The sequence below is a fragment of the Paraburkholderia acidicola genome (assembly GCF_002362315.1).
Lineage (GTDB): Bacteria > Pseudomonadota > Gammaproteobacteria > Burkholderiales > Burkholderiaceae > Paraburkholderia > Paraburkholderia acidicola.
The window spans coordinates 2,365,969-2,382,169 of the sequence record NZ_MTZV01000006.1; the positions used below are offsets into that span (position 1 = coordinate 2,365,969).

The window sequence follows — 16,201 nt, forward strand, 5'->3', positions numbered from 1 at the left end:
ATGAATCAGGTATCCAGCGCGGCGAAAGCCGTAGCAAATTATACGGCCGCTGCCTTCGGTGTTGAGAAGCCGCCAATATTCCATTTGTGGGATGATGATCATAAGAGCGATATTTACGTTCTGGAGGCGAGTGATTGCCCGCAAAAAGGTGTGATTTCGTATGCGACGATTGGACTTTCGGGATATCCATTGATTCGTAATGGAGAGGAGTTCAATGCGAGGGTGGAGTTTTTGGGTGCGTGCGGATCCATATTTCCGGGATTCAATAAAATTCTGGCCACGTTAAGTTTTTGCGTGATTAATTCGAAATGGTTTTGTGCGCCAGGTGTCATATTCCCTGGGGTGATGGATATGTACGACGCATCCACGACGATGAGTGACATATATTTCGCTAACCCATTTCTATGGGATGATCGATTTAAATCTGTGGAGATTGGAGAAAAAACTACGGCTTGGCTTTTGGCTGTGCCGATCTCAAAGAAAGAGACTGAATATGCGAAACGATATGGATCGGAAAAACTTGAAGAACTATTTTCCGAGAAGGATATCGATATTTTTAATTTAAATCGAGCATCCGTTGTTTGATCGCAGTAAATTGCGTTGCCAAATAATAGAATTTCAGTTTCCCATGGCTGATGATGGCCAATGGTGATGCACAGTTAACTTCGAATGCTGAGCAACACTGATGCAGTCAGAAGGTAATGACGACCTGCGGGGTACAGGTAGGAGGTCCTGATCAAGCATATTGAGAATTTCTAATACTCCAGGAAGAAGCCAGTCGCTGGATATTGCTGCACAGACCTCATTTAACCTCGTTGACAACAACAAGATCGAGATTGATTCTCATGCCCGACGTCGAGTATCGCGAACACCAGAAACAACATGAACAGACTGCATAAAGTCATTATCACGATCTTCGGATCATGTACGTTGGTTGCTTGCGGAGGCCTCCAGGTTGTCAAACCTGCAGATTTTCCAGCCCAATTGTCGGGCTCAACCTCTGAGCTAAGCATGGAGCGACCATCGAAGGCCGAGGTCGCTCCACGGGCGTACGAAGTATCTGGCCGATCAGTATTCGTTCAGCAGACGGGCGGCAGTAGTCTGGCGGTTGGCTTGCTATTGGGAGCGATCGTCGGAGGTATTGCGAACGCGGTTAATACCGACCGCTTGACTGATCTTATGGGTAAGTCCGGTGCACAGTCGAGCCTGTACACAATCGATGCACTGACGGAAGCCCAAACAGTATGGCCAGCGGCGAAAGCGGCTTCTGGAGACGTATCCCAGATCCCTGGCGCAGTCATCGTCAAACCGTTTGTCTTGCTGTACCAGGCGGATGAGAAGTCAGGAATGAGCATCGTGGTATCGGCTCGCGTTGAGTCAAGCCGACTTTCGTCAGACGAGCATCTGAAGTCATGGGTCGGGATATACAGCTATCTTGTGAATGACACTATTCCCCTCACTGCGCTGCAGGATCATCTGTCAAATGAGCAATTGGACCAGTATCGTGCTTCGATCAGGGCAGGGTACTCAGAGATACGTTCTGAAATGGAGCGAGATCTGAATGGCGGCGTCCCACCAAAAAGACAAATTGCCGCGGTGAAGTCCCCGGCTCTCGGTGCGGGCGTCTCTCCCATCATGGGTATAGGTTTGCCGGGTGATATTGAAAGAAGCCCGTCTGGACGCCTGTCGCTTCGGGTTAGCGGAAAGAACTTTGGCATGTCAAAGCCACTTTTCTCCTACGCTGTATTTATCTTTCCGTCACCTGAGCAGTACACGTTTAGCATTGGTCCGGTCGATCGCGAGTAATCGCATGGCGCTTTGTGCGTCGGAGTGGATAGCGACAGCCGCACACCCCGCATGCTCAATTTCAATGCGCCGACGCAGAGAAGTTCGACACGTTGATCGACCCATTCGCACCGTTGCTTTGAATGATCTCCGCACCGAACTGAATATCCATCTCATACCAGCTAGTGTTCAACCATGAGTTCGTATAGCTCAGGTAGTAAACAAACGGCTGGAGATTCCCACTAAAGCTCGTCACCTGCGTATCGCGCACGAAGGTATAGACAGGCCACCCCACATTCCCCGACCACACATCCCACGTCCCGCTCATTCCACCCAGACTCACCCCGGACGCAACCTTGCTGCCCGCCGGTTGATTGCCCGAGTAGCTGAGCCACACCATCATTTCCGCGGAAGGAGAGGCGGGATTGGTACTGGGACTGAAGAACAGATCGTAAGCCGCATCGTATTGATTGTTGCCGCTCATACTGAACGAGACACTGGTGGGCATCGATCCCTGCGCCGAAATCTGTTGCGGGAAACCGCCGGCGTCGGGCGACCAGCTGCCGCCGTCCTGCCAGCCGCGATAGATACCCGGATACGCCTTGATCGAACCGGTCCCGGTGGACCAGTACCAGGTGGAACTGAAGCTATTCGAGCTCGCGTTACCGCTGCAGATCTGCTGCCATCCGCCTGAATCCCCGTTCAATCCCCATTCGTCGTTTTGCAACGTGTAGGCACCCTGAGACAGGCTGCTGTACTGCCCGTCGACACAGGTTTGAGCATGAGCCGCCGATGTGCAGAAGGCCCCAGCCACGAGAACGAACAACGCCATCAGGGCCGATTGAACTCTGTTCCAGAACGATGTGAAGCGAAGATGCTGTGCGCTCATGCTTCTCTCCTTCATAGCGGCTGAGTGGCTACTGAACGATCGGATTGGCGCGACGACGTCGACGGCTAGCGCACTGCCGCACGCTCGCCGAATACCGCCTGCAGCGCCTGCTGAAACACCGCGGCGATCTTGCCGAATCCATCGTGCGTCGGATGCAGTTCGTTGGCCCAATCGGTATCGGGATTCAGGATGCCCTGCGTTTTCACCACTACGATCTTATTCGTTGGCGTGCTGAATTCATTGAGCATGTTCGCAAATTCGATCAGTATTTCCGATACGACGCCGCGACCGTTCACGAGGAATTGCGCATCGATGGGCGGTGCCCAGCCTCGATCGATAAACGAGGGTTGCAGCCACGGTCCAACGAGCCCGTCGCAAACGGATGCGTTCGTCGGCGTGGCGTAATCGTACTGATGAAAGAACAGGTAGGCGCCGTCGGCATATTCGTCGCGAACGGCGATCAGATCGCGATAGGCGCGCCGCACGATATCGATGATGTCGCTCAGTGCGGCATCGTTCGTGGCGCGCTTGAAGTCTTTGTTGACCGATGCGGCATCGTGCAACCAGAACCTGAATGCATCGCCGACGAGATCGTTGCCGCCGCCCGAGAAAAGAATCGCGTCGAATGGTGCGTGTGCCGGGTCTTTTAGCGTGGCGACCAGCCGCTCGCGTTTTGTGGTGCCGAGCAATGTCGTCGTGGCATCGCTGTAGTGAGCAAGCTTGAGTGGCTTGGGATCGAGATGCAGCAGGTCCGTCAGCGATACGATGACGTCGGTGGGAAGATGCCCTTGCGATGGCAATGGGTAGTCGAACCAGGAATCGCCATCCGCCAGCAGGTTGAGCGGTGGGTTGGGTGCTTTTGTCAGGTTGTTGCGTGCGCTCTGTATCTGACGTTTATGCTCGTTCTTGCAGGCATCGATATCGGCTTGAATCTGCTTTTGCAACTTGCGATAAGCGTCTAGCGTAGTGCCATTCATCTGCGACTCCTGACGACGGGCGTTGGATTCGAATTGAGGCTACCACGCTACCACGTATGGCGAGGCTCGCCATAGCGTCGCGATCGTCAACGAGACGATCGCATCCACCGTGCATATCTAGAAGCGCTCGACCCTGAACGGATGCATATCTACCGTCACGGGTTCGCCGGTCATCATCTCGGCGATCAACCTGCCGGTGATCGGCCCAAGCGTCAACCCATGGTGCGCGTGGCCAAACGCGAACCATAAATTGTCATGCCGTCGGGCGGGTCCGATGATCGGCATCATGTCGATGGTGCAGGGGCGGCGGCCCATCCAGGGTTCATCGTCGAGACGCGCGCCGAGTGGGAATAGCTTGCGTGCGATCGGTTCGACCGCTGTCAATTGCGTCGGGGTTTTCGGCGCATCGACCCGTGCGATTTCTGCACCGGTCGTCAACCGGATGCCGCGCGCCATCGGCGCGAGCAGATAGGCGTTTTCGATGTCCAGCACCGGATGATTCAAACGCGCCTGCGCTTCAGGTGCGTAGTGCATGTGATAGCCGCGTTTGACGGCGAGCGGCAGGCGGTAACCGAGGCGCTCGCTCGCGCGTGCGGACCACGGTCCCAATGCAATCACCGCAGACGAAGCCGCGATCGTTCCTTCGTCGGTATCGACCTGCCAGCCATCGCGAAGCGTATCGGCGTCGCCGATCAGAAAACGTCCGCCTAGGTGCTCGAAATATTTTGCGTACGCGGTGACGAGCGCATTGGGATCGCTGACTGAATCCGATGCGGTGAAACGCAGCCCGCCTATCAACGACGTGTCGAGGTCGGGTTCGACTTGTCGCAGGCGCTCCGGATCCAGCGCGTCGAACGTGACGCCGAATTCCCGATGCCACTTCTCGACAACCTTCGTTTCCGCGTCCTGTTTTGCCGCGGTGCGAAAGACCTTGATCCATCCTGTCGGACGCAGCAACTCGCTGGCACCAGCTTCGGCGGCGAGCGCGCGATGCTCGCTGACGCAATGCTCGATCAAGGTCGCATAGGAGCGGGCAATCGCCGCGTGTTTCACCGGATGCGAATTGCGCCAGTACTGCCACAGGAAAGGCGCGGCCTTGAACATCGCATCGGCGTGGTAGCGAACGTCGAGCGATTCGTTGCGTGCGTATTGCAGCAGCTTGAGAATGCTGCGAGGAAACGCATACGGATAAACGCCTTCGCGCTGGATCAGCCCGGCGTTACCGAACGATGTCTCGTTGCCTGGGAGCTTGCGATCCACGAGCGCAACCGCGCGGCCGCGCTTCTGAAGATGCACGGCGATGGACACGCCTACAATGCCCGCGCCGAGCACGACGGTATCGAATTTCATCGAGTGTCTGGTCCAATTTTCTTGTTGGAAGACACTACTTTACTGCGAAGCCATGCTCCTGCGGCGCTTTGACAGAACCTGGAGCGGCTTAACGCCAACCCCGATACCACCCATGATGCGGATGCCACCACCCCCACCCATACCGCGCGTGATAACGCCACACATACCCCGGTGCGGGCGCCACCTCGACCGGTGCGACGTACACGACACCGGCCGGCGGCGCAGCCGGTTCGACCGGGGCGACCACGCATCCCGAGAGTGCGCCGACGAGCAGCGCAGGACATAGTGCAAGCAGGATTCTTGATTTCATGACGAGTGAGTACCGTTTGACATAGGCGGAAGAGTGCCCGCTTCGTTAAACGGCAGCAGCAGAGAAATCCGTCGCAGGAACGCTATTTTTCTTCTTTGTCGGGCAGTGGCCGCTGTGCCGGCGGCAGGCGCCATGACCCGTATTGCTGCAACCCTTCCGCGAACTTGACGCGTTCCTCAGGTGTCAGCGCCGCCGCATACTCGACGACACGTTGCTCGACATGCGTTCTGACTGCGACATCGGCTTCGCGGGTACTGGCGATTGCCGCATCGAGCGCCGCCTGATCGAGCGGCGATGCAGCCAGCAGACGGATCACATTCTTGCGTCCGCTCAGCGCCGCCTGCCCGGATTGCCGCGCTTCACGACGCGCATCCCGCAAGGTCTCGACGAATTCCTGTTGCTGTGCGGCCGACAATTGCGCCGCGGCGAAACGCGGTGCGCCAGGCTGTTTGGCCGTTTCGTGCCAGTGCGAGTAAACGTATTGCCCGGCCCCGCCCGCGAGTGCGCCGAACATGAAGATATTCAGTCCCAGCGACGCGATGAGCAGCCACTTCGGGTTCCGCGCCGATATGTCGTCGCTCATTCACTGCTCCAGTCGAAATCAGAACCACTAAAAGTCGTGCTCTGAAAAGTCGTTTCCGTTGCGATATGGGACGAACCCGCCAGCACGAAAAGCGATACCGCCAATGCACCGACGAGCCCACCCGTCAGCCCCGCGCCAGCAAGCGCCAGACCTGGCCACCATGTCCGCCGTCCAGGCACCGGACGTGCCTGCGGTGCCAGCGGCGCTCCACTGACGATGCGCCGCCGCAACTCGCGATCAGGCGCGGCGACCACATAGCTTTCCAGCCAGTCGTCGAGTTCGCTGGCGCTTGCGAGCATCGCATCGGCTTCGTCGCGATGCTGTGTCGCCCAGGCCATCGATGCGGCGCGTTCGTCTTCGGGCCAGCGGTGCGGGTCGCTTCCGTAGGCGTCGACAAGTACACGGAATCGTTCGGGTGTCATCGTGTGTCCTTGCTGTGGCTGCTATTCGTCAGTTGTGCGCGCAGGTTCCGGCGTGCGCGCGAGAGCAGGCTTTCGAGCGCGTCGACCGTAATGCCCATCACGCCCGCTGCCTCGATATTGGATAGCTCCTGATAATAATTGAGTACCAGTGCTTCACGTTGGCGTGCGGGCAACGCAGCGAGTGCCGCGCGAATCTGTTCGTCACGCGAGCGGCGTTCGAGTCTTTCGTCGGGCGCGATGGCGGTATCGACGATGTCGGGCAGGCCGTCTTCGTCATCGGTCGGTTTCTCGCGATTGGCGCGCAGGCGGTCGTAACACAGATTCATCGCGACCCGATGCAGCCAGGTATCGAAGCGCGCCTCGCCGGTGCGCCAGTGCGGCGCCTGTTTCCAGATGCGGATAAAAGCTTCCTGCGTGACATCCTCGGCTTCCATGCGATCTCCCAGCATCCGCGTGGCGAGCGCAAGCAGCCGCGGCAGCTTGCGCTCCATCAGCGTGCGGACGGCTGCCGAATCGCGTCGGGCCACCCGTTCAATCAACTCGGCGTCGGGGTCCTGTTCACTCAACGTGCGCAGCCTTCGCGCGCCGAATGCGCAGTTCGCCGGTTTCGCCGACACTTCATCCGGACTTGCTTCACGTGCCGTTCATCCCCGCTCAGATCGATGTTGTCCGCTTGCTGCTAGAGGTGCCCGGCGCGTTTCGCCAGGGTGCACCTGTTCAATATATGACGGTTACAGGGCGATAGCAGGCTGGTCGTGCTGGCACGACGACACGACCGGCCAGAACTCGCGCATCACGCCCAGTGACCTTCGATCCAGCGCCACCGCGGTCCGAACTGCGCCCAGTGACCCGGCACCCAGTGATAACCGACGCGCACGAGTTGCCAGTGTCCGGGCACCCACGCATAGGCGCCGTTGATCCACTGCCAGTGTCCGCGATCCCAGACGTAGCCCGCGCGCGGCGCCGGGACGACTTCCACACGCACTGGCGGGGGCGGCGCCGTGGGCGTCACGATGATCGCCTGAGCGAAGGTGGTGGACGCAGCGAGCGCGGCTAGCGTGGCGACGAGGTATTTTGCGAGGTTGGCTGTTCTCATAGGGGTTCTGTACGGGCCACCAGAAATTGGGGCGTCGAGTCTTAAACGGAGACTTAGCGAGAATCCGTCGCGCGGCTGCAAAAAAGTATGAGTGACAGGTTTTCGTAAGATTTCGCGTTGTGCAGCGGCTTGAAGAGGGCGAGTCCAGGAGCTTTGCGATCAGTTGCTCAAGGGCAACTTGAACACCGGATCGCGCGCGAGATCCAGACCGGCTGCCTTGCCGGTGCTGCCCGCTTCATCGGGTTCGCTGATCCAGAGCACGGGGGGCACCCAGCGCATGATCGTTTCGATTGCGTCGATGGTCGACAGGTCGAACCGGCTGACGACGAGATCTGGACGCGCCGGGCGTTCGTAGCGATCGAAGCGGCTCGGATCGTCCTGCGCGCGCGGACTTCTCGCGCTGTATGCATCGCCCGGCGGCGGCGTGTCGACAAAGATCTCGAAGTACGCATCACCGATAATTTGCCGCGCCAGCATGCGGTGCGACGCAAGCGGCGCGATTGCGACCACGATCGGGATGACCGCCTGCCTGCTCAGCAGATCGGCGCAATGCGCAATACGCCGGATGTTTTCGGTCTGCGCGTCCGGGTCGTATCCGAGGTCCTCGCTCAAGCCGGCGCGTATCGAATCCCCGTCGAGAACCACGGCTTGCGCGCCGAACGCGACGAGCCGGACCTGCACGCCCGATGCAATGCGCGATTTGCCGGCGCCCCGTACGCCTGTGAGCCAGAGTACGGGGGCAATCGCCGAAGGGGTATGACAGTAAGGTGCGCTACGCGACATGTTTTGAGCCCCTGATGATCCGCCGGACACGACGGCGAATTGCATTTAACGCGTGGGGGCGAAAAAACCGTCGCTGATGCTTTCGCGACTACGCATTGGCGGTTGCGCGCGCAGCCTCATCGATCAAGGCGCTGACTTCGACTGGCCGCGACGCCAGCGATGCATGGCTCGCGTCGAGCGTAATCACCTTGCGGGCATGGAGCCGTGCCGACATCATCTCTTCGTTTGCCGGCGAGATCATGCGGTCCTTGCTCGAAATCTGGTACCACGACGGTTTCTTCTTCCATGCCGGGTCAGTGATCGTGTCGCCAAAGGTGCTCGCGAGCGGGGCCTTTTGCGTGACGCCCATGACGAGGCCTTCATCCGGCGTCAGATCCTGACAGAAGCTCTCATGGAATTTGTCTGCTTTAACCCAGAGGTAGCCATCGCTATCCGGTTCGAGATTGGCGGCGGCGACCGGAAGGTTCTGCTGCGTAATGCCACCGGGGCTTTCTCCCGCGTCCGGTGCGAATGCAGCGATATAGACGAGCCCAACGACATTCGGTAGATCGCCGGCTTCGGTGATGACCGCGCCTCCATACGAATGACCGACCAGCAGCACCGGGCCCTGCTGCTGCGCGACCATCTTGCGGGTGCGTTCGGCGTCGTCGGCGAGCGAGGTCAGCGGAAGTTCTACTGCGCGAATCGACGTATACCCCTTGCGTGTCAACTCGACGATGACCTTGCTCCAGTGCGCCGCACCGCCCCAGAAACCGTGAACCAGAACGATGGTGGTTGCGTTACTCATGGCATGCTCCTTTGAGGTTGGGAACTGCCTGTCAGATCATACATAGAACGCGTGTCGGTTCGCTGTATTTGTTAAATGGCGCGGACTGTATGGTCGTATGTATCGGTGGAGCGCTCAAGTTCACTATGCGTGATGTTCTTCGGCTTCGATCAGCGTGTCGTGATCGATAAGGTTATCGGATGCATGCGCTGCATCCGCACGATCGGTTGCATGAACCGTTTTAGCCAGCGACGAAAGGCGATGGAGTTCCGCGCTGCCGAGAAAGTGCGAGGCATCGTCCGAGGCTGCGATCCACAACGGTAGCGCATCGAGCAGCACCGACTGACCGTATGGCGTGAGCGTGAGTCGTCTGCGTCGGCGCTCGCCTTGCCCCGCATGTGCGACCACGAGTGCCCTGCGCATCAGGATGCTCAGTTGTGCGGATACATGCGCAGTTTCCATCTGCATCTCCTGCGCGAGTTCGCTGACGGTGGGCGGTTCGTCGCGATACAGAAGTGCGAGCAGACAGAATTGCGCGGCACTGACGTGCAGCGAGCGCAGCGCGTCGTTCAGCCTGCGCGCGATTTCACGCATGCTGCGTTGGGCGAGCAGATGATCGAGGCTCGACTGGCTGGCATGAGCGAGTAACGCAGCTTTATCTGCCGACAGGGCGCATGTCATACGTGGTATTCCATTTCTTCAGGGTGCGCCATGCCGGATGTGACCGGCGCATGGTCACACGGTAGTCAAGATGGATCGGCGGATAAAGAGGCTGAACGCGAAAAGAGTGCTTCCCGAATGCGAACAATCAACCACGTTGTGTGGCGTCGCGGAGGGTTGTGCTTCGACGTCGTCTGGAGGTGGGTACTACGAGGGGATAGAAAAACTACATGAACGGGCAGCCGTGCCGATTTTTGTCCTGGCGCTGCCCTATATGAACCGCACGGTTCGCATCAATTCGCCCGTCGCGGCGTCCCGGTGCTCACGGACATATCGAACAGCGCCTCGGCTTCGGCCAGCTCATCGAGCGCCTGCTCGAGTTGCAACACAGCGAGCGAATGCTCGATCTCTCTGCTTTCCGGCGCCGGTTCGCCACGAACGATGCGAAACGCCATATCGACTTTTCTCGACGCCCGAACGAATCGCTCCGCAGCGTTGGCTTCAAGTGAGCGTGCAGTGACCGACATAGCTGAACCTCCAATGCTCGAATGCTGAAGAGAGTCGATGACAGCGGCGGGAAATCGGGTCCGCTTGCACGCTCGCTGGGACGCACCCGTATGCCTGCAATACGCGAGCATACATCGGGTTAGACGTCGTATTTCGGTAGCTTGCCAGGAACTCGGCGGAACCGCCAGGAGTATGTTGTGAATTCTCACACGGCACTGTTAACTTTAGTGCCGCTGTGTTAACTTATCGCGCCTGCTTATTGCGCTTGTTTTGCTTTCGCGAAACCGTCACATTAAGCGCGTACAGCGCGATCCACGCAAACGAACTAGCGCACAAACGAATGTCGACCTAGAACGGTTCCTTGAACGGCCGTAAATCGACTTCCTGCGTCCACGCAGAAGGATGCTGCCGATGCAGGGTCCAGTACATATCGGCTATGGCATCGATGTTCAGCAGACCGTTCTCGCCGCGTTCCGCAATCACGCCGGGACGCGCCTGCCGGAGTCGCTCGCCGTCGATGCCACCGTCCACCACGACGTGCGCCACATGCAGCCCTTGTGCGCCGAATTCGCGTGCCATGCTTTGCGCGATCATGCGCACACCCGCTTTCGACGAAGCGAAATGCGCGAAACCAGGTTTGCCGCGCAGACTTGCCGACGCACCGGTGAAGATCAACGTGCCGCTGCCTGACGGCACGATACGCCGCGCCACTTCACGTCCAACCAGAAACGCACCGAGCGGCCCGATGCGCCAGAAGCTTTCGAAATCGGCGGCACTGAGTTCGGTAAACGGGACATACCGGTTGTTGCCGGCGTTGTAGACGACGAGATCGGGCGGCGCGATGTCATCGCGTGGCGTCATCGCCTTGTCGAACAGGGCGAGCACGTCCGCTTCCTGGGTCGTGTCGACGACCATGGCTTCCGCGGTGCCGCCAGCGTCAACAATCGCTTCAACTACCTGAGTCAGTTTTGCGGGCGTGCGGCCCGCAACATACACGTGATACCCCTCGCGGGCGATACGCTTGCACAACGCTGCGCCGAGACCCACTTCCGCGCCGACACCAACGACGATTGCACTCGATCGACTCATGTTCAATGCTCCACGCATGCGTGCAGACTCGCTGCTGGCTTGCGCCGTGAGACGCTAGCGCGAGCATTGCACCGGTGTGTTCAAAAGGAAGCCGGTGCGGCGCCTCACGCAGCGTTCACTGCGCAAACACCCGCACCGGTTATGCCGCAGAAGGCCTAGCGATGCTGGCTCACGAACTTGGTGACCAGATAGGCTTCCATCGCTTCGGTACCGCCTTCCGAGCCGTAGCCCGAATCCTTGACGCCGCCGAACGGCGTTTCGGCCAGGCCGAGACCGTGGTGGTTGACCGAGATCATGCCGCTTTCGATGTCTTCCGAGAGCGCGGCCGCCGTCGACGTCGAACGGGTGTACGCGTAAGCCGCGAGCCCATACGGCAGACGGTTGGCTTCGGCGATCACTTCATCGTAGCGGCTGAAGCGATTCACCGGCGCGACCGGGCCAAACGGCTCTTCGGTCATGATGCGGGCCGAGAGCGGCGTATCGACCAGAACAGTCGGCTGGAAGAAATAGCCTTCGCGTCCGATCCGTTCGCCACCGGCGAGCACCTTCGCACCGTGTTCGCGTGCATCGGCGACGAGCCGTTCCATGGCTTCGACGCGGCGGACGTTCGCGAGCGGCCCCATCTGCACGCCATCCTGCAGCCCGTTGCCGACCTGGATTTTCTTGATGGTGGCGACGAAGTGATCGACGAATTCATCGTAGGCCGCATCTTCGACGAGGAAGCGTGTCGGCGAAATGCACACCTGGCCCGCGTTTCTGATCTTGGCAGTGGCCAGCAGTTTCGCTGCGCGCGGGATGTCGGCATCGGCAAACACGATAGCCGGTGCATGACCGCCCAGTTCCATCGTCGCGCGCTTCATATGCAGGCCGGCCATGGCTGCGAGCTGCTTGCCCACGGCGGTCGAACCGGTGAACGAAATCTTGCGGATCACCGGATGCTCGATGAAGAAACGCGACACATCCGCGGGGATACCGAACACGAGATTCAGTACGCCGGCCGGCAGGCCCGCGTCATGAAACGCTGCGACGAGCGCCGCGCAGCTGGCCGGGGTTTCTTCCGGTCCCTTGAGAACGATCGAGCAGCCCGCGGCCAATGCCGCCGACACCTTGCGCACCGCCTGATTAAGCGGGAAGTTCCACGGCGTGAATGCAGCAACCGGACCGACGGGTTCGCGTGTGACGACTTGCTGCACGGCGCCGCTGCGCGACGGAATGACACGGCCATAGGTGCGGCGTGCTTCTTCCGCAAACCAGTCGATCGTATCCGCAGCGGATAGCGTTTCGACGCGCGCTTCGGCGAGCGGCTTGCCCTGTTCCATCGTCATGATCGCGGCGACTGTTTCGAAGCGCGCGCGCAGATTGTCGGCGGCGCGACGCATCAGCTTGCTGCGCTCGTAAGCGGACACCTTGCGCCATTCGGCGAATCCGCGTTGCGCCGCTTGGGCAGCCCGTTCGAGTTCCGCTTCGCTCGCCAGTGCCAGACGGCCGATCGCGACTTCGCTGGCCGGATTGATGACGTCGGTCTGCCGTGCGCCGGCATGCCAGGCGCCGTCGATATAGAGTTGCGTGTCGGGATAAGAGGGTTGTGAGGTGCTCATCGGTGCTTCACTCCTTGGATAGTTCGCGGCATGTTACCGCTGCTGCGTGAAAACGGCCTGGCTGCGGGTCGGGCGCCCGGTCTTCCGGCGGACAGGGCCGGAAGGGCTGACAAACGCGTATTTTCCTCCAAAAGCGGGAAGGCGGTATGCCGCCGCCGCAAGCGGTTGCAAGGAGCCCCGGTCTGCGAGGTGCGACGGCGCTTTGAGCGGCGTCGGCATTATGCGTATTGCGGGAGGCCGCTATTCCTTCAGATGAAGTCGAAGCGATGTTCGTGTCAGCGTGATTACTCACAGCAACTTCACAGGAGATCAGGTAATGCCGACTTATATCGTGTCTACAGCGGCCGGCCGGTTCGGCTACGAAATACAGCAGCGCATCGCCCAGGAAATCACCCGTGTGCATAGCGAGGCGACCGGTGCGCAGGGTTTTTTCGCCCAGGTCATCTTCAACGACATTCCCGCCGGGAATCACTTTATCGGCGGCGCGCCGCTGCGGGCGGACCAGGTATTCGTGCACGGCCACATTCGCGCGGGACGTACGGCGGCGCAGAAGCAGACGCTGCTCAGCAATCTCGTCACATCGATCGTGGCCGTGACATCGCTCGAACGGCGCTACATCTGGGCGTACCTCGCCGAATTGCCGCCTGAGCAGATGGTCGAGTACGGACATGTGCTGCCTGCACCTGGTACGGAGCAGGACTGGCTCGCATCGCTGCCGCCCGACGATCGCGACTATATGTTGAACCGCGGCTGAAACCGCCTGCGAGCAGCGATACGGCGTCACGGCCAACCGACAATTGCGCAGTGCCCCGACGAGTATCGTCGCTACTCTGACTTTCGCGGCACACTACACGACGTGGCGCGCCGCTTCGCATCATTTGCCCTGATAGACGGGCGCCCGTCCTTCCGCTTCGGCGTTGCGGCCTTCCTGGAAATCCTGCGTGCGATACAGCGCACCGTACTGCGCATCGAGTTGCGCGAGCGACGCCGCTTCGTTCGTATCGATCGCGAGATGAGCTGAGGCGAGCGATGTCCTGATGCCGAGCGGTCCGCATGCGGCGATCTTCGTTGCGATGGCGATGCCGCGTTCGAGCGCCGCCTGCTGCGTCGGCGCGACTTCCTGAATCACGCCCATCCGGTACGCGTCGTCTGCACTCCAGTGATCGCCGGTCAGGATGTAGCGCATCGCATTGCCCCACCCGGCATCGCGCACGAAGCGCACCGTCGAACCACCACCAGGAAACCGCCCATGCGTGTTTTCGTCCTGCCCGAAGCGGGTGTTCGCGGCGGCGATACGGATGTCGGCGACGAGATGAAGTTCGTGGCCCATGTTCCATGTGTCGCCATGCACGACGACGATCAGCGGTTTGGTCAGATGCCGGGTCTTGGCGAGCGGATCGATGACGTTGTTACCGCTGATCAGCGGTTTGCCGGTACCGGCCAGCGCCTTGAATGCATTGACGTCGATGCCGCGCGAGAAGTCGTCGCCGTGTCCGAACAGGATCGCAGCCCGTAGCGACGGATCGTGATCGTAGTCGTAGTAAGCCCGGGCGAGCGCGATGAAGGTTGCGGGGTCGACGCGGTTCTGGATATGCGGCCGGTTAATGCCGAACAGCGCGATGGCGCCGCGCCGTTCGACTGTCAATCCAGCGCCGGTGCTGTAGGGCACCTCGGCGAGCGTCGTCGCATCGGCCGGGGTGCCTGCGTCGTGCGCGTCCGGCGTTGCCGCGAACGCAGGAAGCGCGAGCAGGCTAGTCAGCAGGGCAGCACCTTTCAGCACGGTGCGGCGCTCGATGACGGGTTCTTCGCTCATTCAAACACACTCCTTAAGCATGGATTGGCATCACTGCGACATGACCGCCGTGCGTCTACGTTCACTCTTTCGGCGCGTACTGCATCTCGCCGTTACCAAACGACCAGTCTTCGCGCTTCACATCGACAAGGCTGATCCAGACATCCTCTTTCCTCAGGCCGGTCTTCGCGTGAATGCCGTCGGCGACCGCGCGATAAAACGCTTTCTTCACATCGACGGTTCGTCCGGCGTTCCAGGTGACCTGGATAAAGACAATGCCCGGCGTGTACGAAATGCCGAGATAACCTTCGGCGGGATAGATCAGTTCGTCGTCGGCGTGGCGGGTGACGATCTGGAAACGGTCGTGTTGCGGCACGCTGGCGACCTGGATCATCGCGTCGTAGACCGCGTCGCTGACGCCGCGCACGACTTCCGCCGAGGCGCTGCTGGAAAGATTGATGCGTACGAGAGGCATGTCGAACTCCTGCAAGATGTTGAAGCGGTAACCAGTGGACGCGGCGGTGTGCTGCGTCTGATCTGCACTGGCAACCATCGAGCCGTCAGGTTAGACTTCATTCACGTAGTGCGGCAAGCGCATAATTATCATTAAGATCATGAGAGGTGAGCATGATTGCGGAAGACCTCAGATCGTTCGTGACCGTCATCGACGAAGCGTCGCTTACGCGCGCAGCCAATACGCTGTGCGTTACGCAGTCGGCGGTGTCGCGCCGCATCCAGCGGCTAGAGGAATCGCTGGGGGCGGAGCTGTTCGACAGAAACAGCAAGCCACCCAAGGCGACGGCGCTTGCCCAGCGTATTTACGAATACGCGGTGCCGTTGTTGCGCGACCTCGATCGTTTGCTCGACGTCCCCGCAGAGCATGCCGCGCCCGCAGGAACATTCCGTCTCGGCATGACGCAGGCAGTGGCCGATATCGTGCTGTTCGATGCGGTGATCGCGTTGAAGTCCGCTTTCCCCGCGCTCGACGTCCGGTTGCATACCGACTGGAGCAGCGGCTTGCAGCAGCAACTGGTGCCCGGCAGCCTGGACGCCGCGGTACTGCTGCTGCCGCATGGACGTACGCCCGCTGCCGGAACAGCGGGCCGTCTGATCACGACGCTCGATGTCGTGGTGGCGCAAAGCCGCAAGAAGCCGCTCGTCAAGGGGCGCGCTGCGATCCGCTCGCTGGCGGCGCATACGTGGGTGCTGAATCCGCACGGATGTGGCTATCGCGCGGCGCTCGAACGCGCCATCGACGATGCGGGCCACAGCCTGCGCGTCGGCGTCGATACGCACGGCACCGACATGCAGTTGCGTCTGGTCGCTGCGGGGCTGGGCCTCGGACTCGTGCCACGCAATGTCCTGCAGCGCAGCGGCGCGTATCGGGATCTGGCGGTCGTCAACGTCACCGACTTCGCGTTGCAGCTCGACGTCTGGCTTGTGCATCCGCAGCAACTGGGCAACCTCCGGCGCGCGGTCGACCTGCTCGGCGACGTCGCAACCGAAACCCTCCGCAAGCACGACGCAGTCAAGAGAACGCGCCCGGGCCTCTGATGCGAACCGCGTCCGGCCAGAAGACAAACCGCGGCGATTT

At 60.2% G+C, this 16,201-nt stretch carries 20 protein-coding genes; 4 read left to right on the top strand and 16 right to left on the bottom strand.

From position 1 onward, the window contains the following. Entirely contained in the window at nt 1–585 is a 585-nt protein-coding gene (locus BWP39_RS29135; protein ID WP_096725655.1) for a suppressor of fused domain protein, read from the top strand. A gap of 297 nt (nt 586–882) precedes the next feature. Beyond that, complete coding sequence (locus BWP39_RS29140) at nt 883–1,806, top strand: hypothetical protein (RefSeq protein WP_096725656.1); 924 nt, start codon at nt 883–885, stop codon at nt 1,804–1,806. Nucleotides 1,807–1,867: 61 nt separating this feature from the next. Here the strand turns inward: BWP39_RS29140 and BWP39_RS29145 are convergent, their stop codons facing one another. From BWP39_RS29145 to BWP39_RS29210, 14 genes are all read right to left on the bottom strand, one after another. Next, nucleotides 1,868–2,674: a GH12 family glycosyl hydrolase domain-containing protein gene (locus tag BWP39_RS29145; RefSeq protein ID WP_207557170.1), complete on the bottom strand. Its 807-nt coding sequence runs from the start codon at nt 2,672–2,674 to the stop codon at nt 1,868–1,870. Nucleotides 2,675–2,739: 65 nt separating this feature from the next. Then, nucleotides 2,740–3,651 (bottom strand): hypothetical protein, encoded by a 912-nt coding sequence (locus BWP39_RS29150; protein ID WP_096725658.1) that lies wholly within the window; start codon nt 3,649–3,651, stop codon nt 2,740–2,742. A 117-nt stretch (nt 3,652–3,768) separates the two neighbouring features. Continuing rightward, the gene (locus BWP39_RS29155; protein ID WP_096725659.1) at nt 3,769–5,001 is read right to left on the bottom strand and encodes an NAD(P)/FAD-dependent oxidoreductase; all 1,233 of its coding nucleotides are present in this window, start codon (nt 4,999–5,001) and stop codon (nt 3,769–3,771) included. Nucleotides 5,002–5,089: 88 nt separating this feature from the next. Further along, nucleotides 5,090–5,311: a hypothetical protein gene (locus tag BWP39_RS29160; RefSeq protein ID WP_096725660.1), complete on the bottom strand. Its 222-nt coding sequence runs from the start codon at nt 5,309–5,311 to the stop codon at nt 5,090–5,092. A gap of 82 nt (nt 5,312–5,393) precedes the next feature. Continuing rightward, nucleotides 5,394–5,894 carry a periplasmic heavy metal sensor gene (locus BWP39_RS29165; RefSeq protein WP_207557171.1) on the bottom strand — a complete coding sequence of 167 codons (501 nt, stop codon included), beginning with the start codon at nt 5,892–5,894 and terminating at the stop codon, nt 5,394–5,396. Then, complete coding sequence (locus tag BWP39_RS29170) at nt 5,891–6,316, bottom strand: hypothetical protein (RefSeq protein WP_096725661.1); 426 nt, start codon at nt 6,314–6,316, stop codon at nt 5,891–5,893. The genes BWP39_RS29165 and BWP39_RS29170 overlap by 4 nt, the downstream gene beginning before the upstream one ends. Next, nucleotides 6,313–6,933: an RNA polymerase sigma factor gene (locus BWP39_RS29175; protein ID WP_268877187.1), complete on the bottom strand. Its 621-nt coding sequence runs from the start codon at nt 6,931–6,933 to the stop codon at nt 6,313–6,315. Before BWP39_RS29175 ends, BWP39_RS29170 begins: the two co-directional genes overlap by 4 nt. Before the next feature lie 176 nt (nt 6,934–7,109). Next, nucleotides 7,110–7,412 (bottom strand): YXWGXW repeat-containing protein, encoded by a 303-nt coding sequence (locus BWP39_RS29180; protein ID WP_096725662.1) that lies wholly within the window; start codon nt 7,410–7,412, stop codon nt 7,110–7,112. A 159-nt stretch (nt 7,413–7,571) separates the two neighbouring features. Next, a complete protein-coding gene (locus tag BWP39_RS29185) occupies nt 7,572–8,195 on the bottom strand; it encodes an adenylyl-sulfate kinase (RefSeq protein WP_157915196.1) in 624 nt (207 codons plus the stop codon). A gap of 88 nt (nt 8,196–8,283) precedes the next feature. Continuing rightward, nucleotides 8,284–8,982, bottom strand: a complete 699-nt coding sequence (locus tag BWP39_RS29190; RefSeq protein WP_096725664.1) for an alpha/beta hydrolase — start codon at nt 8,980–8,982, stop codon at nt 8,284–8,286. Nucleotides 8,983–9,105: 123 nt separating this feature from the next. Next, nucleotides 9,106–9,642 (bottom strand): MarR family transcriptional regulator, encoded by a 537-nt coding sequence (locus tag BWP39_RS29195; protein ID WP_096725665.1) that lies wholly within the window; start codon nt 9,640–9,642, stop codon nt 9,106–9,108. A gap of 272 nt (nt 9,643–9,914) precedes the next feature. Beyond that, nucleotides 9,915–10,148 carry a hypothetical protein gene (locus BWP39_RS29200; protein ID WP_096725666.1) on the bottom strand — a complete coding sequence of 78 codons (234 nt, stop codon included), beginning with the start codon at nt 10,146–10,148 and terminating at the stop codon, nt 9,915–9,917. Between the two features lie 328 nt (nt 10,149–10,476). Then, nucleotides 10,477–11,217 carry an SDR family NAD(P)-dependent oxidoreductase gene (locus BWP39_RS29205; protein ID WP_096725667.1) on the bottom strand — a complete coding sequence of 247 codons (741 nt, stop codon included), beginning with the start codon at nt 11,215–11,217 and terminating at the stop codon, nt 10,477–10,479. 155 nt (nt 11,218–11,372) lie between these two features. After that, nucleotides 11,373–12,815, bottom strand: a complete 1,443-nt coding sequence (locus tag BWP39_RS29210) for an NAD-dependent succinate-semialdehyde dehydrogenase (protein WP_096725668.1) — start codon at nt 12,813–12,815, stop codon at nt 11,373–11,375. Nucleotides 12,816–13,131: 316 nt separating this feature from the next. Between BWP39_RS29210 and BWP39_RS29215 the strand changes: the two genes are divergently transcribed. After that, a complete protein-coding gene (locus BWP39_RS29215; RefSeq protein WP_096725669.1) occupies nt 13,132–13,569 on the top strand; it encodes a tautomerase family protein in 438 nt (145 codons plus the stop codon). 120 nt (nt 13,570–13,689) lie between these two features. Here the strand turns inward: BWP39_RS29215 and BWP39_RS29220 are convergent, their stop codons facing one another. Then, on the bottom strand, nt 13,690–14,628 hold the full coding sequence (locus BWP39_RS29220) for an enoyl-CoA hydratase-related protein (protein ID WP_096725670.1): 939 nt from the start codon (nt 14,626–14,628) through the stop codon (nt 13,690–13,692). Between the two features lie 61 nt (nt 14,629–14,689). Further along, on the bottom strand, nt 14,690–15,082 hold the full coding sequence (locus BWP39_RS29225; RefSeq protein ID WP_096726244.1) for a tautomerase family protein: 393 nt from the start codon (nt 15,080–15,082) through the stop codon (nt 14,690–14,692). 152 nt (nt 15,083–15,234) lie between these two features. Between BWP39_RS29225 and BWP39_RS29230 the strand changes: the two genes are divergently transcribed. After that, a complete protein-coding gene (locus tag BWP39_RS29230) occupies nt 15,235–16,161 on the top strand; it encodes a LysR family transcriptional regulator (RefSeq protein WP_207557172.1) in 927 nt (308 codons plus the stop codon). The last annotated feature ends 40 nt before the right edge of the window (nt 16,162–16,201 follow it).